24 protein-coding genes and 1 pseudogene are annotated in these 25075 nt (G+C 42.1%); 5 read left to right on the forward strand and 20 right to left on the reverse strand.

Translation table 11 applies throughout. The features are described 5' to 3' along the window. The first annotated feature begins 7 nt into the window (after window positions 1-7). Window positions 8-1545 (forward strand): annotated as a pseudogene (locus FTT76_RS17590) (glutamate synthase-related protein). A 63-nt stretch (window positions 1546-1608) separates the two neighbouring features. On the opposite strand, the gene FTT76_RS03030 reads toward FTT76_RS17590, so the two are convergent. Together FTT76_RS03030 and FTT76_RS03035 are read right to left on the reverse strand one after the other, a co-directional pair. Then, window positions 1609-2760 carry an alanine racemase gene (locus FTT76_RS03030; protein ID WP_180159982.1) on the reverse strand — a complete coding sequence of 384 codons (1152 nt, stop codon included), beginning with the start codon at window positions 2758-2760 and terminating at the stop codon, window positions 1609-1611. Window positions 2761-2817: 57 nt separating this feature from the next. Then, window positions 2818-4098: a D-arabinono-1,4-lactone oxidase gene (locus FTT76_RS03035; protein ID WP_180190126.1), complete on the reverse strand. Its 1281-nt coding sequence runs from the start codon at window positions 4096-4098 to the stop codon at window positions 2818-2820. Between the two features lie 536 nt (window positions 4099-4634). Between FTT76_RS03035 and FTT76_RS03040 the strand changes: the two genes are divergently transcribed. Further along, the gene (locus FTT76_RS03040; RefSeq protein ID WP_180050163.1) at window positions 4635-6275 is read left to right on the forward strand and encodes an acyl-CoA synthetase; all 1641 of its coding nucleotides are present in this window, start codon (window positions 4635-4637) and stop codon (window positions 6273-6275) included. A 175-nt stretch (window positions 6276-6450) separates the two neighbouring features. Here FTT76_RS03040 and yjgA read toward each other — a convergent pair whose 3' ends face one another. The 9 genes from yjgA to mazG all read right to left on the reverse strand — a co-directional run bounded on the left by yjgA (window position 6451) and on the right by mazG (window position 13124). Then, on the reverse strand, window positions 6451-6984 hold the full coding sequence (gene yjgA / locus FTT76_RS03045) for a ribosome biogenesis factor YjgA (protein ID WP_180190020.1): 534 nt from the start codon (window positions 6982-6984) through the stop codon (window positions 6451-6453). A gap of 2 nt (window positions 6985-6986) precedes the next feature. Then, window positions 6987-7256: an HPr family phosphocarrier protein gene (locus FTT76_RS03050; RefSeq protein WP_067763492.1), complete on the reverse strand. Its 270-nt coding sequence runs from the start codon at window positions 7254-7256 to the stop codon at window positions 6987-6989. Continuing rightward, a complete protein-coding gene (gene rapZ / locus FTT76_RS03055; RefSeq protein WP_078189595.1) occupies window positions 7253-8104 on the reverse strand; it encodes an RNase adapter RapZ in 852 nt (283 codons plus the stop codon). The genes FTT76_RS03050 and rapZ overlap by 4 nt, the downstream gene beginning before the upstream one ends. Before the next feature lie 22 nt (window positions 8105-8126). Further along, window positions 8127-8975 carry a pantoate--beta-alanine ligase gene (panC, locus tag FTT76_RS03060; RefSeq protein WP_078192648.1) on the reverse strand — a complete coding sequence of 283 codons (849 nt, stop codon included), beginning with the start codon at window positions 8973-8975 and terminating at the stop codon, window positions 8127-8129. 3 nt (window positions 8976-8978) lie between these two features. After that, window positions 8979-9788 (reverse strand): 3-methyl-2-oxobutanoate hydroxymethyltransferase, encoded by an 810-nt coding sequence (panB, locus tag FTT76_RS03065; protein ID WP_180007226.1) that lies wholly within the window; start codon window positions 9786-9788, stop codon window positions 8979-8981. A 46-nt stretch (window positions 9789-9834) separates the two neighbouring features. Then, window positions 9835-10320, reverse strand: coding sequence for a 2-amino-4-hydroxy-6-hydroxymethyldihydropteridine diphosphokinase (folK, locus tag FTT76_RS03070; RefSeq protein WP_180005386.1), 486 nt, complete (start codon window positions 10318-10320; stop codon window positions 9835-9837). Next, a complete protein-coding gene (gene pcnB / locus FTT76_RS03075) occupies window positions 10317-11786 on the reverse strand; it encodes a polynucleotide adenylyltransferase PcnB (protein ID WP_180025975.1) in 1470 nt (489 codons plus the stop codon). Before pcnB ends, folK begins: the two co-directional genes overlap by 4 nt. A 134-nt stretch (window positions 11787-11920) precedes the next feature. Further along, the gene (locus FTT76_RS03080; RefSeq protein WP_180190021.1) at window positions 11921-12352 is read right to left on the reverse strand and encodes a ComEA family DNA-binding protein; all 432 of its coding nucleotides are present in this window, start codon (window positions 12350-12352) and stop codon (window positions 11921-11923) included. Next, the gene (mazG, locus tag FTT76_RS03085; RefSeq protein WP_180190022.1) at window positions 12330-13124 is read right to left on the reverse strand and encodes a nucleoside triphosphate pyrophosphohydrolase; all 795 of its coding nucleotides are present in this window, start codon (window positions 13122-13124) and stop codon (window positions 12330-12332) included. The genes FTT76_RS03080 and mazG overlap by 23 nt, the downstream gene beginning before the upstream one ends. A 104-nt stretch (window positions 13125-13228) precedes the next feature. On the opposite strand from mazG, the gene FTT76_RS03090 reads away from it, so the two are divergent. Together FTT76_RS03090 and FTT76_RS03095 are read left to right on the forward strand one after the other, a co-directional pair. Continuing rightward, window positions 13229-14005, forward strand: coding sequence for an SDR family oxidoreductase (locus FTT76_RS03090; protein ID WP_180005383.1), 777 nt, complete (start codon window positions 13229-13231; stop codon window positions 14003-14005). Between the two features lie 165 nt (window positions 14006-14170). After that, window positions 14171-14590 carry a hypothetical protein gene (locus FTT76_RS03095; RefSeq protein ID WP_078192655.1) on the forward strand — a complete coding sequence of 140 codons (420 nt, stop codon included), beginning with the start codon at window positions 14171-14173 and terminating at the stop codon, window positions 14588-14590. An 86-nt stretch (window positions 14591-14676) separates the two neighbouring features. Here FTT76_RS03095 and FTT76_RS03100 read toward each other — a convergent pair whose 3' ends face one another. After that, window positions 14677-15318 carry a 4'-phosphopantetheinyl transferase superfamily protein gene (locus FTT76_RS03100; protein ID WP_180005382.1) on the reverse strand — a complete coding sequence of 214 codons (642 nt, stop codon included), beginning with the start codon at window positions 15316-15318 and terminating at the stop codon, window positions 14677-14679. 277 nt (window positions 15319-15595) lie between these two features. Here FTT76_RS03100 and FTT76_RS03105 point away from each other — a divergent pair, with 277 nt between their 5' ends. Then, on the forward strand, window positions 15596-16165 hold the full coding sequence (locus tag FTT76_RS03105; protein WP_180190023.1) for a hypothetical protein: 570 nt from the start codon (window positions 15596-15598) through the stop codon (window positions 16163-16165). A gap of 77 nt (window positions 16166-16242) precedes the next feature. On the opposite strand, the gene der is transcribed toward FTT76_RS03105, so the two are convergent. From der to rlmN, 8 genes are all read right to left on the reverse strand, one after another. After that, window positions 16243-17652, reverse strand: coding sequence for a ribosome biogenesis GTPase Der (gene der / locus FTT76_RS03110; RefSeq protein WP_078189606.1), 1410 nt, complete (start codon window positions 17650-17652; stop codon window positions 16243-16245). 173 nt (window positions 17653-17825) lie between these two features. After that, entirely contained in the window at window positions 17826-18971 is a 1146-nt protein-coding gene (gene bamB / locus FTT76_RS03115; protein ID WP_078192659.1) for an outer membrane protein assembly factor BamB, read from the reverse strand. Continuing rightward, a complete protein-coding gene (locus FTT76_RS03120) occupies window positions 18968-19666 on the reverse strand; it encodes a tetratricopeptide repeat protein (RefSeq protein ID WP_078189608.1) in 699 nt (232 codons plus the stop codon). Before FTT76_RS03120 ends, bamB begins: the two co-directional genes overlap by 4 nt. A 30-nt stretch (window positions 19667-19696) precedes the next feature. Further along, window positions 19697-20992: a histidine--tRNA ligase gene (gene hisS, locus FTT76_RS03125; RefSeq protein ID WP_180005380.1), complete on the reverse strand. Its 1296-nt coding sequence runs from the start codon at window positions 20990-20992 to the stop codon at window positions 19697-19699. A gap of 3 nt (window positions 20993-20995) precedes the next feature. After that, window positions 20996-22117, reverse strand: a complete 1122-nt coding sequence (gene ispG, locus FTT76_RS03130) for a flavodoxin-dependent (E)-4-hydroxy-3-methylbut-2-enyl-diphosphate synthase (protein ID WP_180007218.1) — start codon at window positions 22115-22117, stop codon at window positions 20996-20998. A 23-nt stretch (window positions 22118-22140) separates the two neighbouring features. Further along, window positions 22141-22935: a RodZ domain-containing protein gene (locus FTT76_RS03135; RefSeq protein WP_180025979.1), complete on the reverse strand. Its 795-nt coding sequence runs from the start codon at window positions 22933-22935 to the stop codon at window positions 22141-22143. Then, window positions 22926-23729: a type IV pilus biogenesis/stability protein PilW gene (gene pilW, locus FTT76_RS03140; protein WP_078189612.1), complete on the reverse strand. Its 804-nt coding sequence runs from the start codon at window positions 23727-23729 to the stop codon at window positions 22926-22928. The genes FTT76_RS03135 and pilW overlap by 10 nt, the downstream gene beginning before the upstream one ends. Window positions 23730-23744: 15 nt before the next feature. Next, window positions 23745-24980 (reverse strand): 23S rRNA (adenine(2503)-C(2))-methyltransferase RlmN, encoded by a 1236-nt coding sequence (gene rlmN, locus FTT76_RS03145; protein WP_180190024.1) that lies wholly within the window; start codon window positions 24978-24980, stop codon window positions 23745-23747. Window positions 24981-25075 lie beyond the last annotated feature (95 nt).

Consider the following 25075-nt stretch of genomic DNA (forward strand, 5'->3'; position numbering starts at 1 on the left):
CGATCTTGTGGTCTTACGGCTCGAAGATGATGATGTAGAACAAGTCGTGGTCATGTATGGTCGCTGTCAGCATCGCGGCGCACTCATGGCCGATGCCCATATTCAAGGAGATAAAATCGTCTGTGGGCTGCATGGCTCTCACTATATTTATAAAACTGGCATCAACCCACGTTATCTGAATAAAAATCTGCAAAAGTTTAAAGCGTGGGTGGAAGGCGATCAGGTGTATGTCGATCTTGAAGAAATTCAAGCGTGGGAAAAAAGAAATCCTCAACAATATAAGCGTGATCAATACCAAGGCCTATATGCTGACTCCGCGCCCGCGCCAGAAGAACCATATAATAAATTGATCTTGGAACTCGCACGAAATGGCTTAAGTAAATTTGGACATCATGGCCCGACAGCGGCAATGGGCGTGCCTTTCAATCAACTTCCGAAATGGGATGATATTCAACTGATCACCGCACAACTGTGGAAAATTCCATTGTTAGATAATGCACCCGTAGCAACCGAAGTGGTGATTGGCCCAAATGCTAAAAAACCTTTAAAACTCAACATTCCCGTGTTTGTGTCAGATATGAGTTTTGGTGCGCTATCTCAAGAAGCCAAAGTTGCCCTTGCAACAGGTGCTGAACTTGCAGGTACAGGCATTTGCTCAGGTGAAGGCGGAATGCTTACTGAGGAACAAGCGGCTAACTCCCGTTATTTTTATGAACTCGCGTCTGGTCGTTTGGCTATGACATCGAAAAAGTCAAAAAGTGTCAGGCCTTTCATTTTAAAGGCGGTCAAGCTGCAAAAACAGGTACGGGAGGACATCTTCCAGGCCATAAAGTGATTGGAAAAATTGCAGAAGTACGTAAATTACCAGAAGGCACCGCTGCTATTTCTCCTGCAACCTTCCCCGACTGGACGCATCTATCACAATACCGTGAATTTGCAGAATATGTCCGAGTAGAAACCGGCGATATCCCGATCGGCTATAAACTCTCTGCACAGCATATTGAACGTGATATTGACGCAGCACTGAGCATTGGTGTGGACTATATTATTTTAGATGGACGTGGCGGTGGTACAGGTGCAGCCCCAACCTTGTTCCGTGACAATATCTCAGTACCAACCATTCCTGCGCTTGCACAAGCACGTCGTCATTTAGACCGTTTAGGACGGTCAGATATTAGTTTAGTGATCACAGGTGGACTTCGTGTACCCGCTGACTTTATTAAGGCACTCGCTTTAGGTGCAGATGCCATCGCGATTTCAAACTCTGCCATGCAAGCCATTGGCTGTTTAGCTATGCGTGCCTGTCAGACCAATGATTGTTCTGTCGGCATTGCCACACAACAAGATCATTTACGTCGTCGTTTAGAAATAGACAAATCGGCACAACAACTGGCGAATTTTCTAAATGCATCTGTTGAACTGATGCAAGTCATGGCTCGTGCCTGCGGACATCATCATCTGAATCAATTCTGCAAAGATGACCTGACCACATGGAAAAAAGAAATGTCGAACCTCACGGGTATTCACTACAGTGGATTTGAGTAAGCTTCAAATCATGAGCTTTTTTCAAAACCATTGAACCTAAAAAGAGTCCATACGGGCTCTTTTTTATTCTCTGAATGTCTCTAAGGCGATCAATTGATCTGATTGATACAACCAAAGCTGTGCAAATTGAGGGATGATCATTTCACTTTGCGCAGGGCGTAAAAAAATATAATCATCTATGTCTATGCTACTTGTCTGCGGAATTTGCACAAGTTCCTGATTACTACTTCGACCATATAATGCATGGGGCTGACTGCCTTGAGGATAAACATAGTCCCCTCGCCAATAGCCTCCATAAATAAACACAGCCTGAGATTTTGCCCAACGACTGAGCCATTCTAACTGTGGTAATTCAGTCCGCGGCAACACTTTTAACACTGGTGTGGCGAGCCACAAGGCACTTTGGAAAGCTTGTAAATTTTTCAGTTCAAAATCTGCGGGTTTTAATAACATCGAGCCAAACGAGACTTCGTTACAGACGCTCTGCTGATAATGAAAACTAAAACTAGGACTACCACCACCATTCCAACAGGTGTGTTCATCACATAAAGTTGGATAGCGCTGTTGTACATAAGCTTTGAATTGTTGATAACTTTTCTGGGATTGTTGATAAGTCTGTTCAGCAGATTGAATCAGTCGTGGAATCTTCGCCACATGTGCGTCATAGCCCATCAATCCTGAAAATTTTAAATGTTGAGGATGTTGAACGATTACATCCAAAATAGCCTTTAGCTCATCGATCGTTTTCAGACCACCGCGGTGTAAACCCACATCGATTTCAATATTGATGCGTAGACACAGTTGATGCTGCTCAGCAAATTTGAGGTATTGGGCTAAACGCTGTTCACTATCAATCAGCCATTGCACTTGCGATTGCGTGGCCTGCAAAACTGCCTTGTCTGCATGCTTCAAGGCCTGAATTGGCATCGGTTTTCCAAACAACACATCGGCTTGTGGCATCGACTCGAAAAGTGTTTTCAGATGTGCAAAATGAAATAGCATGAAACGCTGTGTCTTGAGCTGTGTAGCACAGTGTTGAAGCAGAGCCATGCACGCCAAGGATTTCACCACCAAGCGCGGATGCAGACGCTCTGGCATTTGCTGCTGAGTGACCCCCAAGTTGTGATTTAATGCATCAACATCCACGATTAACTGGGGCATCCCCGTACCATTTTGTTTTAACAGCGAATTCAACTTTTGAAAATATGCATCCATGCCATCCCCTTTTTCATATCGTTCAATTGGTCTTCAACGTTTAACGTTCCACGATGCTTATTCAATCAGTAACTGCTGTAGCTCTGGACTGAGCCACTTTTGCTTCGGATCTAATTCTTGTCGAATATTTAAAAAATCTTGCCACTTGGGGTACACATTTTGAAGCTGCCGCGCATTTAGGCTATGCAATTTCCCCCAATGCGGACGCCCGCCATATTTTAAAAAAATCGGCTCCACGAGCTTAAAGATGACTTGATAATCTTGCTTATAGAACTGATGCACCGAAATTGAGGCCGAATCTTGCTGATAAAACGGACTGAGCCAAATATCATCTCCACGTACAAGTCGATATTCTAGCGGAAAAAACATCGGAACCTTATGTCGTCGAAGGGTATGCAAAATTTCTTCTAAACAATTCATCCCGTGTTGCAGCGGAATCTGGTATTCCATCTCATTAAATTTGGTATTTCGAGCAGAAGGAAAAATTCGACTTGACCAGTCTACGTTCATCGAAGGTTTGACAAAAACACCTAATAATTTTTGTAGCCATGGATTCAGTGGTGGAAATAATCGCGTCAATTCTGCACAAAATTTGAGTAATACGTCGTCATCTAAGCACTGTTCTTTCCGCGGTTGAAGGTTATCTTCCGTCTCATCTAAGGTTTTTAAAATAACCTGATCGGCATGACTAAATGCCCAGAACTCAATATGTCGATGTTCATATTGCCATTGCTGCATATTCTGCATGACATCGTTCAGTGGACATAATCGCGTCTGTTCTTTGAGTTTATACATCGGTCGATTTTGCAGCTGTACATGCGTCAGCACGCCTAAACTCCCGAGTGAAACACGCCCTGCTTGGAAAATTTCGCTGTTCTGTTCAGCACTGCATTGTAGTAACTCGCCCTGCGCGGTTAATAACTCAAACCCCTTAACCAGTGCCGATAAACACGGCAATTCGAGTCCTGTGCCATGTGTCCCTGTTGCGATAGCTCCAGCCAAACTTTGACGATCAATATCTCCTTGATTGATCAGTGCCTGATCAAAAGACGCGAGCTTCTCGCCCAAATCAAATAATCGTGTGCCAGCTTGGACGGTACTTTGGCAGCGTTCAGCATCGATATCTAGAATACCTTTGAGATGATCTAAACTTACTAAGGTATCTGTGGTTTTTGCCAAAGGGCTAAAAGAGTGCCCTGCGCCAACCATACGAATCTTAGGTTGGGATTGCACCACCTCCATTAACTGCTCAAGATTTTTCGGTTGTGTAAATGACTTCGGGATCGACTTCTGAGCACCTGACCAATTTTCCCATGCAATGTCGTGTTGAATTGTCATATTCATCCTTATCGCCATACTTTTTATTGTATTCAGCCGTATTGTTTTATTTTTGATTTCCGCTTTTGCAATGTTGATGCACAAGCCATCTTGATTTTTTACTTAGATTATACGAAGTTCTGTATCTTCTCAAATTTAAGTTTATTGTTATAAAACAGCAAATAAGCCACGATCAATTAAAGAGAAAATAATTCATCTATATAGCCACAAAGACTATTCAAGGCGCTCTAGATTATTCGATCAGCATCATTCAAACATTATCAATAAAGAGGATCACACACGGAAATATCTGCAAAATCAGCATAAAAAACCAACAATTATTGTCTATTTTTCAGCTAAATTATTTATTCTAAAAAATCAATTTTGAGAACTACAGGGTTCATTTTCGCCACTGAATTGTATTTTATTTTATTCATTTTCAATCACTTAAAAAATTAGTATAAATACTCGACTAAAGCATAAATGCAGAGACCCTATGGACTGAATTATTGTTAAGTCAGATTTAAAACAAATATACATGGACTTGGAGTACCACGATGGTTAGCGCATACGATGAATTGCCACGGACCCCGGCAAATTTTGTGGCACTTTCGCCTCTACGTTATTTAGAGCGTGCAGCCTATATTTATCCTGATCAGGATGCCATTATCCATGGCAATCGTCATATTTCATGGCGCCAAACGTATAACCGCTGTCGTCAATTTGCACATCAGTTGCAACAATTAGGCATTGGCAAAAACGACACTGTGTCTGTGTTATTACCGAATGTTCCTGCTATGGTTGAAGCACACTTTGCCGTACCAATGGCCGGTGCTGTACTGAATACGCTAAATACACGTCTTGATGCGAAAACCATTGCCTTCATGTTGGAACATGCGGAAACCAAAGTCCTGCTGGTTGACCCTGAATTCACTCAAGTAGCCACAGAAGCTTTAGCTTTAATCGATCAAGACATTTATGTCATTGATGTGGCAGATGCTGAATTTGAAGGTACAGCACAACCGATTGGACAAATCGAATTTGAAGACTGGTTGGCGCAAGGTGATGCCAACTTTGAATGGCACTTACCTCAAGATGAATGGGATGCCATTAGTTTAAGCTATACCTCGGGTACCACAGGGAATCCAAAAGGCGTGGTGTATCATCACCGCGGCGCATATATCAATGCAGCGAGTAACATCATTGCTTGCGGCATGACGCCACGTGCAACGTATCTGTGGACGCTTCCTCTATTCCACTGTAATGGCTGGTGCTTTGCATGGACGATGGCAGCCAATGGCGGAACCAATATTTGTCTACGTAAAATCGACCCTGAACTGATTTTCAAACTGATCGCAGAGCACAAAGTAGATTATTTCTGCGGTGCGCCAATCGTACTTTCAATGATGATCAATACGCCTGAAGAGAAAAAAGCGCAATTTGACCATCGCGTTGAAGTGATGGTTGCTGGTGCAGCGCCACCTGCTGCGATTATTGAAGGGATGCGTAATATTGGTATCAATGTCACACATGTTTACGGTTTGACTGAAACCTATGGTCCATCAGCACTTTGCGCATCGCAAGCTGGTTGGTCTGATCTTTCCATTCAAGAACAAGCACAGTTGCATTCTCGCCAAGGTGTGCCATACCCGCTTCAAGATGGCATGAAAGTCATTGATCCTGAAACCATGTTACCTGTTCCGCATGATGGCCAGACCATGGGTGAAATCATGTTCCGTGGCAACATCGTAATGAAAGGCTATTTGAAAAACCCAGAAGCAACGGCTGAAGCCTTTGCCGGTGGCTGGTTCCATACCGGCGACTTAGCAGTCTGCCAACCTGACGGTTATGCCAAAATTACTGACCGCTCTAAAGATGTGATCATTTCAGGGGGTGAAAACATTTCATCGCTCGAAGTAGAAGAAATTCTATATCAACACCCTGCTGTACTGACCGCTGCAGTGGTTGCAAAACCTGACCCTCGTTGGCAAGAAGTGCCTTGTGCCTTTATTGAATTAAAAGCAGGTAAAGAAGCAACGCCTGAAGAACTGATCGAATTCTGTAAGCAGCACCTTGCACGTTTCAAAGTACCTAAAGATGTAGTGATTACCGAAATTCCAAAAACCTCGACAGGTAAACTTCAGAAGTTCGTTCTCCGTGAATGGGCTAAAGAGCGCGCTGTTGGTGAATTTGGTTAATATTAAAACTCAAAAGCCAAGCATGATTTTTTCAATCATTTAAGCAAAAAAAGCGACCTAATCAGGTCGCTTTTTTGATGTGAAGTCTATAACTTCACGTTTTGCTTCAATGATCAGATCATGTTGAATTCTCTGATCATTGAGCTATCTAAGTACCTGGTTATCTAATCATGCATTAGTTATCAGATAATAAAGCCACTTGTTGAATGTAGTTAAACAATTTCAACTTTGACGCAGTCAGTTCTTCTTCGCTTACATTTTTTGCTATATCACGTTGAATACGCAAAATATGCTGACGAATAGGATGATGTTCAGCAGCATTATGTGCTTTCATGAACTCTTTAATGACGGGATCACCTTGGGCAATCATACGTTCAGTCCAGCGTTGAAGCTGCGCTGTTTTTTTCGCACCTTGCTGCGGAATCAAATAAGATAAAATCATGGTTTCATCTTCATTACGCAGTAATTTACCTACACGTTGAAACTGACGGCGTCGCGCTTCATGTGAAGTAATGGTTTGTGCATCAAGTAGTGCTTCGATCAGACGCTCTTCTACAGGAAGATTTTTAATCTGTTTAGGATTCAGTTTTGCAAGTTCCTCGCCCAAAGCAGCCATACGTTGTACAGCTTTCTTTTGCTCAGTTTTACTTGCACGTCCTTCTAAGGATTCAAAGTCTTCTTCGGTATAGCGGTTCGGTCGACGTGCCACGTTTAATCTGCCTCGTAAAATTTTGCTGCAAACAGTGCTTGAATTTCAGACAAAGCTTTTTCTTCATCTGCACCTTCAATCACTAAGCGTAAAGTTGTGCCCTTGCCTGCGCCAAGCATCAGCAAAGACATAATATTTTTGGCATCTACTAATTTTCCACCCTTACCAATTTGAATCGACGAGCGAAATTTGGTCGTGACTTCGATTAGCTTGCCAGATGCACGCGCATGTAAACCCAGTTTATTAATTACGTCAACAGTTGTGTCGATCATGACCAGTGCTTCATTTCTCTATGTAGAACCTGAATAGACCATTTTGCCTCAAGTGCTTTTTTTAGTCTATCTACGATATATACCGAACGGTGTTGCCCACCTGTACACCCGATCGACACCGTCATGTAATGACGATGCCCTTCGGCAAATGCCGGCAGCCATTTATCCAAAAAATTATAAATATCTTGGAACATTTCATTGGTTTGTTCACTTTGTTGTAAAAACTGACGAACTGGCTCATCTAATCCTGAATACTTACGCAATTCCATATCCCAGTGTGGATTGGGCAAATGACGGACGTCAAAAACATAATCTGCATCGAGTGGAATACCATGCTTATAGCCAAAAGACTGTAAGATCAAAATTAAATTATCTGCCTGTCCGAGTTTAGACAGCAAGGTATGTTTTAAATCATGTACGCTCTTATCAGTAGTATCAATATGTACTGTCGAGCGTAATTGAATCGGCAACAGTAAAGATTTTTCTTCCTGTATGCACTCATTTAAACTTTTGAAACGACTTGCCAACGGATGGGGACGTCGAGATGAACTGAATCGCGCAATCAATTCCTGATCACGCGTGGTCAAATAAATAATATCGACTGAGCCATGGCGTTGTAGCTGTTGAAAAACCAAATCGAACTCTTGTAAATCTGCACGTGTACTGCGGACATCCACACCCAGTGCCAATTGTTCAAGATTATTTTCTGAATCGAGTTTTTCAACAATTTCGGGGAGTAAGGCCAATGGCAAATTATCGATACAGTAATAGCCCAAATCCTCAAGTATCTGTAATGCAGATGACTTTCCAGATCCAGATTGTCCTGTAACAATTAAAATGCGCTTCATCGCTTGCTACCCCATAGCCGTTTTAAACTGCAGTATATTTAACCTGCATATTATCAATAAGACGTGTTGCGCCTAATTTAGCCGCAATAAACAACACCACGTCTTGATCAAATTCTTCAATTTTCTGTAATTCAGGTGTACGTGCTTCAACATAGTCCACAACAAAACCCGCCGCTGTCAATGTTGCTTTAATATTCGCTAACACATCTGCAAGTTGAGTTCCAGCATGTAATTCTGCCTCAGCCGTTTTCAAGCTTTGGTAAATCGTTGGTGCAATCGCACGATTTTCCGCACTTAAATAACCATTGCGTGAACTCAATGCCAAACCATCTTCAGCACGAGTAATCGGCACACCAATCACTTCTAGTGGAATATTTAAGTCACGTACAAACTGACGAATCACTGCAAGTTGCTGGTAATCTTTTTGCCCAAAGAATGCAAAATTCGGTTGAACAATATTAAAGAGTTTTGTCACAACAACAGCAACACCGTCAAAATGACCCGGACGCTGTTCGCCACACAAATCATTGGTAATGCCGCCCACGCTAATATTGGTTAAGCGCGGTTTGTTGCCATACATTTGTTCAACAGTCGGCGCAAACACGATGTCACAACCCACTTCAGCCAATAAGTGCTGATCTTGTTCCAAAGTGCGTGGATAGTTGTCAAAGTCTTCATTTGGACCAAACTGAATTGGGTTAACGAAAATACTCACCACCACGACATCACACAGTTTACGTGCTTCACGAACTAAATTGAGGTGACCTTCATGCAAGTTCCCCATCGTTGGTACAAAACCAATGATTTTACGCGCAGCACGTGCTGGATTTAGCGATGCACTTAAACCTTGAATCGTTGTTTCAGTTTTCATGTCTTACAGCTCAATTTGGAATGTATGTTCTTTGGCAGGGAAGCTACCATCTAGTACGGCAGCATGATACGCCTTAAACGCATCCACAATTGCCGTTTCCCCTGCTTGCTCTTTCATAAAGTTGCGAACAAATTTCGCCACGTGACTAAACGTCAGTCCCAGCATATCTTGTTGAACCAAGACTTGAGCATCCGTTTCTGCACCGGCACCGATCCCAATCACAGGTGTATTTGGGAACAATTCACTAATTTCTTTACCCACTTGGGCAGGAACACATTCCAAAAGTAAAAGTGCTGCACCTGCATCAACCACAGCTTTACAGTCTGCAATGAGTTGATCCGCAGTTTCGCGTGTACGTGCTTGCACTTTATAACCGCCAAACACATGAACCGATTGCGGAGTTAACCCTAAATGCACACACACTGGAATACCATTACGGGTCAATACTTCAACTGTTTCTGACAACCATGCACCACCTTCCAATTTGACCATCTGCGCGCCTGCTTGCATTACGGTCTTTGAATTCACCAAAGCATCATTCAAAGTGGCATAGGTCATAAATGGCAAATCTGTCAGAATAAACGCATGCTTATTGCCACGACGCACTGCCGCAGTGTGATATGCCATATCTTCAACAGTGACAGGTAAGGTTGAGTCATTCCCTTGAATGGTCATCCCCAATGAATCACCAATCAGAATACTATCGACTTCAGCAACTTCCATTGCTTTTGCCATGCTCGCATCATAGCAAGTCAAGCAGGAGAATTTGCGGCCTTCCGCTTTAAATTTTTTCAAGTCACTTAGACTAATCATTTCAATATTCCTCAGATGACGGCTTTCTCAAGTGGTCATACAAAAATTAAAGATGGGCCCAGTTTCCTGCATCCAATACAGTTAAATTTGGATTATTCAAAATAGGTAAATCTTTTAATGGTTGTCCTTTAATCTGTAGATTCTCATCTAAATCCAATAAAGGTTTCAACACAAAATCACGTTCTAAAACACCAACATGAGGCACCGTTAAACGTTCATTTTGAATGTGCTGTTCACCGTAAATCAGTAAATCTAAATCCAGTGTACGCTCGCCCCAATGGCGTAGGCGTACACGCCCCGACTCTTGTTCAAAGCGTTGTAATTCATCCAACAAAGCCAAAGGTGCTAGATCAGTTTCTAATGCAACCGCTGCATTTAAATAATTCGGCTGATCTTGTGGCCCCATTGGTGGGCTTTGATACAGTTGTGAGACTTTTACAGTACCGAGTGTCGCAAGTTTATGCACCGCTTCACTGAGGATCTGCAGGGAATCACCTAAATTACTGCCTAAACCAATATATGTCAGCGTCATTGTGTTGGCCCAAAAATAACCTGAGTCAGATCTCGTTTCACACGTTTACGTTTTAAAATCGGATGATCTGCACCAATTTCACCACTGGCTGACGCTGCAACAATTGATACTGTCGCTGGACTGTTGGCATGTGATTTAGGCTTACGTTGACGGCGACTTCTGCTTTCTGGTTCATTCACAAGTGGTTCAATTTCAACTTGCTGATGTGCAGAAGTTTTCGTTTCCACATCTTCATGCGCCGCTTTACGACGACTCTTGGCACGTTGACGATTGTATTGGCTAATTGCCCGTTCTTTTTCGTCAGTGCTCATCTGCTGATAAGCATCCCACCACTGGCCCATACCTTGCGTGCTTGTATCACCCGATTTTTCACGCAGCAGCAAGAAGTCAAAGCCTGCACGGAAACGTGCATGACCTGAAAGTGCTTCAATTTGCTGTGGTTTTGGATTCAGCAAACGGGTTTGCATTTCCCAAACCTCACGAATAAACGTTTCGGCAAAGCGTGGAATAATGGTTCGTGTAGCTTGACGTTTCAATACATCTAAGCCCGCTTGAGCACGTGCTTCAGCTGGAACAACACCTTTATTCAGATAGAACGTACAACGTTCTTGGAACGGAATCCACAATAATACGGCATAGAAAAATGCAGGGTTAATGGTTTTCCCAATCGAAATACGTTGATCGGTATTTTTTGCTGCCAACTCAATAAATGGCGTTACGACCGGTTTGATATCTGCAAATAATTGATACCAGATACCAAAATCGATCAGCATCGGTAAGACGCGATTGAGATGCCCCATGGTAAAGAGTTTTTGTGACTCATCGTATAAACGATGTGGAGACACATCACGCAGCAATTGAGTAAGTTCTGGAGTAAAGACCTCCAGAATTTTTTCATCAATATTAAAGTTTAATTTGGCTGCAAAACGTAAAGTCCGAAGCATCCGCACAGGATCTTCTTCAAAACGTAATTGTGGATCACCCAATAAACGCAACGTTTTATGCTTAATGTCATCTACTGCATGACAAAAATCTAGCACTTCACCTTTGCGTGGTTGGTAATACATTGCATTGATCGAGAAGTCACGACGTGCAAAGTCTTGCTCAATCGTACCCCAATTATTATCACGTAAAATCATGCCCGCAGCAGAAGTCACGGCTTTTTTAGGTGGCGCACGGAAGGTCGCAACTTCGATCAGTTCACGTCCTGAGTAGACATGCGCCAGCTCAAAACGACGACCAATAATTCGGCAACGTCGCCCGAAGACTTCTTTCACCTGAGCTGGTGTCGCATTAGTTACGGCATCAAAATCTTTAGGTGCATGACCCAACATTAGGTCGCGGACACCGCCACCCACGATATAAGCTTCATAGCCTGCCTTAGTTAAGGCATCAATCACATCTAAAATGGAAGAAGGTAATTGTGCGGTTGATAAACCACATTTGGACGCGCGCAAAGTTTGCAAAAGACGCTGTCTCCTACGTCTGAACGTAAAATTCTTAAGATGTCGCTAATGATATCTCTAACACAATCAAAGGGCAATTTGATTATCTCAATGCTCAAGCTGAGCTTAACCTAATTCTTTTTTTTACACTTCACTTAAAGTGCCAATTTTGCTTTATTTTTAGCAAACAGCGCAGGACCGATTCCCTTAACCTGTTGAATATCATCAATGCTTTTAAATAAGCCATTACTTTTGCGATATTGCACAATTGCTTCTGCTTTTTTCTGACCAATCCCATGTAATGTTTGCAGTTCATCGACTGAGGCTGTATTTAAACGTACCTGATCTGTTCGACTATTTTGTTGGGTGCTGGGTCGTGACAAATAATAGTTTGCATTGCTCGGTGCAGTTGTCGCTTTGGACTTCGAGGCCTCAGATTGCTTTTTTAATTGCTGATCTTGAGCTTGCTGCATGGCTTTCCATTCCGCGTAGCCCGAAGGGCTTTGAGCATAAGTCAAATCTGCCATTAAACCCAAAACCAAGATAAGTAGTTGTGTAAAAAATTTATTCTTTAGGATGTTGTACATATTCAGCCTGTTGTTTTAATTGTTGTTTTGCCTGTTCCCACAACTGATCCATTTCAGTCAGGGACAAGTCTTCTACATGTTTTTGTTGTAATGTGGCCTGTGCTTCAATATAAGCAAAACGGCTTCTAAATTTATGAATGGTACTTAACAGTGCCATCTCACTTGAGATGCCAATCTTACGTCCAACATTCACTAGAGAAAATAAGCAATCACCAAATTCATCAAATATTTCGTCGGATTTTTTGCCTGCCAAGGCCTCTTTTAACTCCCCTAGCTCTTCCTCAAGCTTGCCATAAGCCCCTTCAATATCTGGAAAATCAAATCCAATTTTCGCCACATTTTTTTGGATTTCATCTGCTTGGCTTAATGCAGGTGCATGTTTAACCTCATCTAATCTAGATGCTGATTTCCCTGCTTTTTCTTGTTGTTTAATCTGTTTCCATAGTGTTGCCACATCATCCGCATTGAGTGCAGAAAACTGCTCTGCCTGAAACACATGGGGATGACGGCGAATTAATTTATCTGTAATGGCTTGCACCACATCTTGAAAATCAAACGCGCCTTGTTCGCTATACATCTGCGACTGAAAAACCACTTGCAGCAACAAATCCCCCAGTTCATCTCGCACATCGTCAATCTGACCTGAACGAACCGCCGCTTCAACTTCATAGGCCTCTTCTATAGCATAACGAGTCAGACTTTCTGGGGTTTGCTTTTGATCCCATGGACATTTTTCACGTAATTCTTTCATCACTGCTAATAATTGTTCCATGTGAACTCCAGCTATTTACTCATCAGTACATTGTTTCGATTACAGAATTTGATATGCTCAAAATTCACTCAGGGAATGAGCAACTCAATTCAGGGAAGCATAACATGCAAAGTATTTTTATTAGCGGTGCAGGACAAGGGATTGGCGCAGCAATTGCACGACTGTTCATACAACAAGGCTATAAAGTTGGGCTCTACGACATTAACCAATCTCAAGTCACCTCATTAGCTGCTGAACTCGGTAGCCATGCCAAAGCTGGGCTTTTAGATGTGACACAACCAGAGCAATGGCAAAGCGCTTTAGCTGAATTTGTTGCTTGGGCAGGTCAGCTGAATATCTTAGTCAATAATGCCGGAATTCTGTATTCAGGCAGCTTTGAACATACGGAACTGTCTGCACACCACCGAACGATTGATATCAATGTCAAAGGGGTGATAAACGGTTGCTATGCGGCATTCCCCTATTTACAACAAAGCAATTTTGCTCGTGTGATTAACCTCTCTTCGGCTTCAGCTATTTATGGACAAGCAGATTTAGCCAGCTATGCCACATCTAAATTTGCTGTACGTGGGCTCACTGAAAGCTTAGATATTGAATGGCAAAAATACAATATTCGCGTTTTAGATGTGATGCCTTTATTTGTTCAAACCGCGATGGTGCAAGACATGGATGCCCAAAGCATTAAGAAAATGGGCGTCAATCTTCAACCGAGCGATGTCGCTCAGCAAATTTATACCTTGGTACAAAAAAAGGATACGGTCTTAATGGCCACACATACACCTGTGGGGATGAAAGCTAAATTTTTATTTAATTTATCGAAGTTTAGCCCGCAATTTGTCAACCGCTTAAGTAATATTTGGATTGCACAAAAACCCAAATAGCAACGTGTTACTAATCATTTAATTTTGCAATCATATTTGTACGCAAATTACACAAAGTTACACAATTGTCACATTTTAACAGGACAAAATTCCTTTTTTTGAATAATATTCACCCGCCCATTACTTTCGGGCGTTTATTTTCTAACAATAAAAGTGAATTATTTCATGAAAAAATTACTTGTTCTTGCAACTGTTACTTCTATTTCAATTTCTGCTTTTGCTACAACTCAATTCGCATCTTCAGAATTAAAAGCGATGGATTGTGCAACTCTTGCTGTTGAAAAAGCGAATGCTAAGCGCTCTTTAGAAGCTGCTGACAAAAACATTGCAAACATCCAAGCATCTGCTCAAGCGCCAGGCAAATCATTGAGCAAATTTGCTGGTTTAGCGGGTGGCGCTCTTGCTGCTTTCGGTGGTAACTCTGAAAAAGCTGCTCGTGCAGGCAACATTGCAAACAGCTTGGCTGGTGAGCAAGATACTTCTGATGCAGGCAACCTTGAACTTCAACAAGCGAACAAATCTGCTGCTCAAGCAAACATCGACAACATTGGTATCTACCAAGGTTCTAAAAAATGCAAAATCTAATCTAAAGCCAGTTTAGATTGATTTAAAAAAAGCCCTGTTCAGCCAGAACAGGGCTTTTTTCATGGTGATTTATATGTCATACCGATTTATAAGACATTCAACTCAATATTAGGCAAATGAAAGCCTCGGCAAGATTGTTCACTTTCCCATGCCACCGTCAACATCACATGCGGTAGTTGAATATTCTGATAAGCAAAAGTGCCAATTGCGGGATGGCTACACATCCCACCATTCTGCTCAGGATGACACTGTGTATTCAGTTCATTCAGGTTCACTCGAATCCCTAAACCTGACGCTTTAAGTACCGCCTCTTTGGTGGTCCAAACTTTAAACCAATAATCAGGATTATGCTCACAACTGTCCCAATTGAGCAATTCTTCGGGATGAAAGCTGTGTTGAGCCATCGCATCAAAACGAACTTTTCGATTTAAATCTTCAATATCCACACCAATATTGGCGATTTTTTCACTGCTGGCCAATACATAATGCTGCTGACTATGACTATGATTAAAATGAAAATGTGGCAAATCCGGAAGAAAAGGCTTACCAAACGCAGACTTTGAAAAATCTGAATTTTCAACTGACCTATTTAGCCGCTGCCCGAGTAATTGATTTCGATATTGGTAAATGGCTTGTTTACGCACGGCAATTACCTCTTGACGACTCAAGCCATGCGGCTCCACAAAGAAGTCAGTAATTGCACTATATTCAAGCTGAATTTTCGCCATAAGTTATTGATCCAATATCTTTTACACTACGTCCATGACGCTATATTTTATGCGACTCTTCGACACAAAATACACCACAATACAGATGAGCGCATCGGTCCTTTGACTTATCGAGATTTTAAAACTCAGTTTAAAAATATTTCTAACCACTTAAGAAATACTTAATATTATAAATATATTCAAATACTTAAGTATAATAAATATTTCAAATACATCTTCAATTAGATAAAATACTCTAGATTCTTATAACTTTAATTTAAAACTCGGGGTAAACCAGATGCTAAGAAAAATCACGTTAATCAGTTCACTTTGTGTCCTACCATGTTTCGCTCAAGCAGGCTTATTGGATGCGGCCGTTGCAGTAATGGGTGCCAAAAATGGCGCGATTATGGACCAAGCTGAAGCGCGTATGAATCAAAGCCGTCAAGAAGCTGCCAATGCCGTGGCTCAAGCAGACCGTGGCTATGCCTCAAATTTCAATCAAGCTAACCAAACCAACAAAAGTGTTTATAGCACCAGTTATTTAAAAACCTTAGATTGCACTGACCTGAGCGTTGAACGTAAAACTTTCGAACGTACATTGGAAGCATCGCAACTGGCATTAAGCCAAGCGTCTGCACAGCAAAATAATCAAGTTTCAAAATGGGCGGGGCTTGCTGGCAACGCGCTATCCGCATTTTCAGGTCAATCTGAAACAGCGGCGCGTATGGGACAATTTGCGACAGCTTTTTCTGGCAATAAAAATACACAACAGGATAGCAGCAGCGCACAGCAAGCCATGGAAGTTGCTCAAGCTAACCTGGATAATATTGATATTTACCGCCAAGCTAAAAAGTGCAAAAACTAATTTTCACATCTTTTTAGATAAATAAAGTGAAATAAAAAAGCCTGCATATCTGCAGGCTTTTTTTTGCTTATCCAAACTTAGCGTTTGAATTTCTTTTCCGCTTTTTTGAACTTCTGAACATAACGGCGTTTACGTGCAGCCGTACGCTCATCGATTTGCGACTTACGACCTTCAAATGGGTTATCAGAGGTTTTAAATTCAATTTTGACTGGCGTACCTTCAAGTTTATAAACTTTACGGAACACGTTTTCTAGGTAACGACGATAGTCATTTGGCGTTTTATCGACTTTGTTACCATGAATCACAATCGTCGGTGGATTTTGTCCGCCCATATGCGCATAACGCATTTTGATACGACGACCTTGAACCATTGGTGGTTGGTGCGCATCAGTTGCATCATTCAAGATCTGAGTGATTTTCGCAGGTGATACTTTCAAATGCGAAGAATCATAAGCACGGTGGATCGATGGATAAAGATCACCAACACCTGTACCGTGAAGTGCAGAAATTAAGTGAATTTTTGCCCATGGAATAAAGTCAAAACGACGTTCAACATCTAATTTACATTGTTTACGGTCGTAGTCAGACATATTGTCCCATTTGTTGATGGCAATCACCATCGCACGGCCTGCTTCAAGCGCATAACCGATCAAATGCAAGTCTTGCTCAACGATCCCTTCACGTGCATCGACAACAATAACCACAACATGCGCATCTTTCATCGCTTGTAAAGTTTTCACAATCGAGAATTTCTCGATCATTTCGTCCACTTTACCTTTACGACGTACACCCGCAGTATCGATTAATGTGTATTTACGGCCATCACGTTCAAATGGGATATAAATCGAGTCACGTGTAGTACCTGGTTGGTCAAATGCAACCACACGGTCTTCACCCAACAAACGGTTCACTAGAGTCGATTTACCCACGTTTGGACGACCAATAATCGCTAAACGTAAGCCTGTGTCTTTATCGTGTTGTTCTTCACTTTCATCTTCAGGCACTTCAGCTAACACTTCTTCAAGCATTTGCTGAACACCACGACCATGGCTGGCAGCCACTTGAAGTGGTTCACCCATACCCAATTTGAAGAATTCAACTAAAGCTGCTTCGGCATGTACACCATCAACTTTGTTGGCAACAAGATAAACTTTTTTACCTAGCGTACGTAAGTCACGTGCAATTTGCTCATCAGATGCCAATAGGCCTGCGCGCGCATCGACCACGAAGACAATAATATCTGCTTCATTAATGGCAGTTTTTGACTGTTCTGCCATGTACGAGTCGATACCGCCCTCAGTTTCGCCAATACCCCCAGTATCAACGACGATAAAGGATTTATTTTGATAAGTCGCGTCACCATACTTACGGTCACGAGTCAGACCGGCAAAGTCAGCAACGAGAGCATCACGGCTCTTGGTTATCTGGTTAAACAACGTTGATTTTCCGACGTTCGGACGACCAATGAGCGCAATTACGGGTTTCATAGATTAACCTTTATTCCAGATCAGCCAGTTTGGTCTGGTCTGAACATCAGAAAGCTTAGGAAGAATGGAAATAGGATAAATGCCTAAAATAAATAAAAACACGGGGCATTGATGATTCAATCCCCCGCGTTAAAAATACGGTTTGGCTTATTTTAACATAAGCCGCAGAAAAATTAACGGTTCTGCCAAATGCTTAATGCACCCTTACGTGTCGACACATATAATTGGTTGTCAATTACACGTAGTGAACGTACTTCACCACTGGTTTTAGAACGACCAACCAACTCGCCTGTCGCTGGGTTGATTAAGTGAAGTACACCATCCAGATCACCAACCACAAGGTCTTGACCTAACATCACTGGGTTACTCAAATTACGATTAAGCAATTGGTCATTTTCCCACAATGTTTGACCAGTGGTAATTTCATAAGCCACAATTTTACCATCAGTTTGTGCCACAAAGACACCATTGCCCGCAACTTCAGGACGCTGAATGCTGCTCGCATCATTGCTCCAGATCACTTGTTGTGAGGCAAGATCAAGCGCTGTCACTTGGCCTTGATAACTGGTGGTAATTAAAAATTGACCTGCTACAGTCGGTTCACCGTCAATATCAATGAGACGTTGTACATCTGAACGACCGTCTGACACTGCAACACGACGCTGCATTTTCGGAATACCGCTCAATGCATCAATCACATAGATATAGGCATTTGAAGAAGCGATGAGAACATGACGTGCATCAAGTGATACCGGTGCTGCCATACCACGTAAACTAAATTGCACATTTGGCAAGTTATAGGTCCAAGTTTGTTGACCCGTTGCCACATCGTTTGCGTATACCGTACCATCGTTGGTGACTGAAATAACGCGACCTGCTTGAATCAACGACGGTGAAAGTAACGCGCCGGTTAATTGCGCCGTCCACTTTTGCTCACCTGTTGCCTGATCCAATGCAAATAATTGACCTTTTGCATTACCGACAACCACAATACCGTCAGCAGCTTCTACACCTGCAGTCAAACCTTGTTTAGAGATTTTCTTCTGCCATAAACGCTCTTTGCCTTTGTAGGCTTGAACTTCACCGTTAGGATTTACGCTAAAAACAACGCCGTTATCTGCATCCATACGTAAACGCAGTGGATCTGCTTCTTCAGTTGAAGCCACACTGTTTGAAAATACAGGTGCTAAAGTTTTTGCCTGTTCCAATTTTGGTAAAGGATTTGGTTTTACTTTTTCTACTTTTCCTTTATTTGCACAACCAGCCAAAGCAAGTGTTAAAACTGTCAGCGCACAGGTAATTTTGTATTTTCTATTCATTCAGTTGCTTCCACTTGTGTATCTATAATCGGACGTTCAATTTCAGGATCATCAACTAAAACGCCTACACTTTCGAGTTTAATTTGTAAAATTTGACGTTCTTCTTGTCGCTCAACCAAAGCATCCCATGCACTTTGATAAACTTTCTTTGCATTTTCGATATCATTTTTCGCAACATAGACATCGCCACGGGCTTCATCTGCAGTTGCTTGAAAAGCAGGTTCTTTAACCGCTTCTAAAGTTTTTAATGCTTCATCAAATTTCTTTTGTGCCAATTGTGCATACGCTAAACGTAATTTCACCAATTGAACTAAGCCCGCATCGTCAACTTTTGAATTTTCAACTTTTTTCAAAGCTTTTTCAGCGTTGGCATAATCCGCTTTATCATACGCCAATTTTGCCATAAGCAACTGAGTTTGGATGGCTTGTGGCGAATCTGGCGCTTCTTTTACAATTTTATCTGCAGTCGCAGAAAGTTGTGTAAAAGCGTCACCCGTCGCCGACTGAGCATCATCCATTAACTGCTGGACTTTGGCTGTTTGCATTTGCGATTCAGCCAAAGTTTTCTTCTGCCAGTATTCCCATCCGAAAAAGGCAATCAACGCAATTAAAATGCCGCTAACAATGGCAGAGCCATATTTTTTAGCAAACGATTTTAAATTATCAAGTTGTTCTTCTTCACTCAATGCGCTCATGAAATTACCTTTTTCCTTATGTTATAGGGATTATTTTGAAGAAATTTTTTCGATAATGAAGGCAACAAAGTCTGCCACATTCACTTCGTGTTGTTCTGCAATCGCTAGCTCTTTTACCAGCACTTGCCCTGCTGCTTGCTCACGTTCACCGTAAATCACAGCAAATAAAGCACCCGATTGGTCAGCTTTTTTCATTTGCGATTTCATTGAACCTTGTGAACCAACTTTTAAGCGAATGTTACTACCCGCTGCTTCAAGTTGATCACGTATTTGTTCAGCAAGCACCAACGCTTTACCTTGAGTTGCAGGATCTGAAACCAAGAATAGCTCACAGTCACGCACTGGGGTATTGTCTTCCACTTGTTCAAGTAGAAGAAGCAAACGCTCCATACCCATTGCAAAACCAACAGCAGGCACCGACTGGTCTGCTTTACCTTTAAGCTGACCGACTAAACCGTCATAACGACCACCAGCACATACCGTTCCTTGAGAACCTAAGTGTGTAGTTGTCCATTCAAAGACCGTTTTATTGTAGTAGTCGAGACCACGAACCAATTTTTGATTGATCACAAAACCAACACCAGCATCAGTCAAATACTGCTGCAATTGAGCAAAGTGAGCCAACGTTTCTTCACCCATAAAGTCGTGAAGTTTTGGCGCATTTTCCAAAATGCTTTGTGTTTTTGCATCTTTAGAATCCAAAATACGCAGTGGATTCGTAGTTAGACGACGCTGTGAATCTTCATCTAAGTCATTTTTATGCGACTCTAAAAATTCAACCAATGCCGCACGATAGGCAGCACGTTCATCAGACTCACCTAAAGTATTAAGTTCTAATTGAACTTTATCTGCAACGCCCATGCGTTTCCACAAACGCGCAGTCATTAAAATCAATTCTGCATCTTGATCTGGTGTTGCAACACCAAAGGTTTCTACGCCAAATTGATGAAACTGACGGTAGCGACCTTTTTGTGGTTTTTCATAGCGGAACATTGGGCCGACATACCATACACGCGGTGTAGCACCACGAAGTAAGTTATGTTCAAGCATTGCACGTACACACCCTGCTGTTCCTTCTGGACGCAAAGTCAAAGACTCAGGCGGATTACCTTTGTCTAAGAATGTGTACATTTCTTTTTCAACGATATCCGTTGCATCACCAATAGAACGTTTGAACAGATGAGTCTGCTCCACAATCGGCAAGCGAATTTGCTGATAACCATAAGCATCCATCAGGCTAGATAGATGCTGTTCTAGACGTCTCCATGCAGGACTTTGCGTAGGGAGAATGTCATTAAAACCTTTGATTGCGACGATTGAACTCATGATCTACTCAGAAAAACTTGTGCGAATAATCTCTTTAGCTTTAGCGTCTTCAAGATCGCTAACACGTTGACGAACCATCGCTTCGATTTCGTCAACCAACTGATTTGTGTCAATTAAATGGCTCTTTTCGCCATTACGATACACCAGTGAACGCGGACTTGCACCTACTACACCAATATCGGCTTCTTTGGCTTCACCCGGACCATTTACTTTACAACCAATCACCGATACATCCATTGGGGTACGAATATCTTCTAAACGCTCTTCCAATGTTTGCATGACTTTGATGACATTAAACTCTTGGCGCGAACAACTTGGGCATGCAATAAAGTTAATGCCGTTTGAACGTAAGCCCAATGATTTTAAAATATCAAAGCCAATTTTGATTTCTTCTTCAGGCTCTGCGGCCAATGAAATACGCATGGTGTCACCAATGCCTTCCATCAACAAACCGCCTAAAGCGATAGCAGATTTGACTGAACCCGTGCGGTAGACACCTGCTTCAGTCACACCTAAGTGTAATGGGTTATCAATTTGTGCAGAAAGTAATCGGTAAGCATCCATCGTCAGAAAGACATTGGATGCTTTGACTGACACTTTAAATTCATGGAAATTTAAACGGTCTAAAATATCAATATGGCGCATTGCAGATTCAAGCAAAGCCTGACCTGTAGGCTCACCATATTTCTTTTGAATATCTTTTTCCAGTGAGCCTGCATTGACACCAATACGCATTGAAATGTCATTGTGCTTCGCTGCCGCAACCACTTCACGAATTTTGGCTTCAGAACCAATATTACCCGGGTTAATACGCAAACAATCTGCACCAAGGTCTGCAACACGTAAAGCAATTTTATAATCAAAGTGAATATCGGCAACCAGTGGCACTTGCACACGTTTACGAATTTCACCAAAAGCTTCAGCAGCTTCCATACTCGGTACAGAAACACGCATGATGTCCGCACCGACGTCTACACAGCGCTGAATCTGTGCCACGGTCGCTTCGACATCACAGGTTTCAGTATTGGTCATACTTTGGATGCTAATCGGCGCATCACCACCGACATACACCGAACCTACTTTAATTTTACGCGTTGGACGGCGCTTAATTGGATTTTCAATCATTGTTCAGTCTGCTCTGTTGTCCCTTAACGTGATAAACGGAAATCTGCTTTGCCGTTTACGGTATATGGTGACAATGAAATATTTTCATTATTTAAGCTTAATGACACTGCTGTTGCATCATCCAAACGAATTTGGAATGGTGTTTCACCGTTTAAGTTGAGCGTCGATGCTTGACGACCTGTCGCCAACACCTTACCCGTCGAATCAACAATATGTACTGAAGTCGGGCTACTGAAGGTCAATGTCAATTGATCGCCACTGACCGCTGCATTTCCGCCATTCATGTCGAGGACTTGAACTTCTGAAGCGACATCACTGGTCACAGCGTCTTCATTATCGCTGCCCGAGGTCATGCCTTGAATCGCTGCCACGATCGCACCAATGACCACCAACACCGCCAATGCAATCAGACCACGTTTGATCCATTTACGATTACGGTCACGGTTAGAACCGGGTAATTTACCCATAATTTTAATCGGTGAATTGTTTAACGCGTGATTTGGCAACAAACCCGTATCGTTAGCATAAATATCATCAAAACGTTGAATGATATTGGTTGCATCAACTTTTAAATATTTGGCATAAGTGCGGTAGTAACCTTTAATAAAGGTCGCTTCAGGCAATGACTTATAATCATCTTGCTCAAGTGCAGTCAGTGTTTTTAATGGAATATTGAGTTCTGATGCGACAGCTTCAAGTTCCAGTTTTTGCGTAATACGTACTTGACGTAAATACTCACCTGGGCGTTGTACATTTCCTAATGCATTTGGAGCTACGCTCGAACCATTCGATTGCGGTGAATTAGGATTTACTTCCATACGGCCTCAGTACTGTACTGTAATTGCAAATAGCGTTGGTATTCAGGACTTTCTGGGAATAAAGCACGTAACTGGTTAACCAGTACTTGCATACCCAAATTGTCGCCATTGGCACGCGCTGTTCGAATGCCAATCCAGAGTGCACGCGCACCCTGATTTTTTTGTCCTACTGCACGTACAAATTGTTCATACATTTGTGTGGCAGCAGGGAACTGCTGATTCAAATAAAAGATTTCAGACAACTCTAACATTGAAACATAGGAATCACGATTAGCCTGCAAAGCTTGTTTGAATGATTTTTCAGCATTCGCCACATCACCCACTTTCAGGTAAATTCGACCTAAATTTTCCAATGCTTTGAAACGTTGATCATAACCTAAAGTTGAACCTGCGATGCTGAACTGTTCAATCGCATCATTATAGCGCTCAACTTGATATAAATACGTACCGTAGTTGTTACGTGCTTGAGAATTTTTTGAGTCTGCTGAAATTGCACGCTTAAAATAACTATCTGCTTTTTCTAAGTTGGCTGGACTGCCTTCTCGTTGTAGTAAGACACCCATCATCATATTGGCTTGGGAATCGCGAGAATCCACCTCTAAAGCCTGATCTAATGCACGTTTAGCAGAGTCCAAATCCCCTGCTTTCAGGTGTTCAACAGCCAATTGCGTTCTGATTTTTACGGCTTTCTCTGGGTCTTTTTTCCCAATCTCAGGCGTTTGACATGCTGTTAATGCCAAAACCGATGCACATAAAGCTGAAACGAAAGTGAACTTATACGTTAACTTTTTCAATTGGCTGCCTCTTTATTATCCTTGTGAGCGCAGTATCTCATTTTGCTGCGCAACTTTCTTTTTCCATTGCTCCGCACGACGAGTACGGTCAGCAACTTGCCCCACGAGTTGTCCACACGCAGCGTCGATATCATCACCACGTGTCTGACGAATCGTACACACAAAACCGGCATCAGACAAAGTTTTTTGGAAAGAAATAATACGGTTACGGCTTGAACGACCGTATGGCGCATGCGGGAACGGGTTAAACGGAATTAAATTAATTTTGCTTGGTAGGTTTTTCAACAGCTTTAACATTTGCTGTGCATGTTCAGGATGGTCATTTACACCATCTAACATCACGTATTCGATGGTCACGTGTTTACGCGAACTTTCATTACCATCTTTGGCGATATAACGCTGACACGCTGCAATCAATTGTTCCAACGGATATTTTTTATTGATCGGAACAAGTTCGTTACGTAGTTCATCATTTGGCGCATGGAGTGAAATTGCCAAGGCTACATCAATGTCTTGTGCCAATTGGTCAATTTTAGGTACCACACCTGATGTTGATAAAGTCACACGACGCTTCGACATGCCATACGCAAAGTCATCCAACATGATACGCATTGAATTCAATACAGCATCATAGTTCAACAACGGCTCACCCATGCCCATCATCACCACGTTGGTCACTGAACGTTCACGATCCGCAACTGGCACATCTTCCATATAAGAGAAGTTCGCCATCCAAAGCTGTCCAATAATTTCAGCTTGGCTCAAGTCACGCTGGAAGCCTTGTTTACCTGTAGAACAGAATGAGCAATCTAGTGCACAGCCGACTTGTGAAGAAATACACAATGTACGGCGTAAACCACTACGGTGTTCAGCAGGAATGAGAACAGTTTCAACTAAAGAACCTGCACCCTCACCCACGCGGAATACCCACTTACGGGTACCATCTTTAGAATAGTTTTTATGCACCACTTCTGGCGCTTTAATTTCAGCAATTTTTTCTAGTTTTTCACGCAATTTGCCTGAAATATTGGTCATTTCAGCAAAATCAGTCACAAAAAATTGGTGCATCCACTTCATCACCTGCCCAGCACGGAACTTCTTCTCCCCCATATCTTCGAAGAATTTTTCCATTTGTGGACGTGACATGCCAAGTAGATTCACTTTTTCCACAGACTTTTGCTGCGTTGGAGCGGATGGAGATTGTTGCTGTGCATCAGAAACAGCTGATGTAGCGACTACTTCAGTACTCATGTGTAATTACCTAAACCATGTCTAAAGATGAAAGGAGAAGCTCAATAAGTGAGCAAAGGATTATTCAGGGAATAAAAAAACCAGATAAGTATAAT

This window comes from Acinetobacter sp. YH01009, from assembly GCF_013420765.1.
Lineage (GTDB): Bacteria > Pseudomonadota > Gammaproteobacteria > Pseudomonadales > Moraxellaceae > Acinetobacter > Acinetobacter amyesii.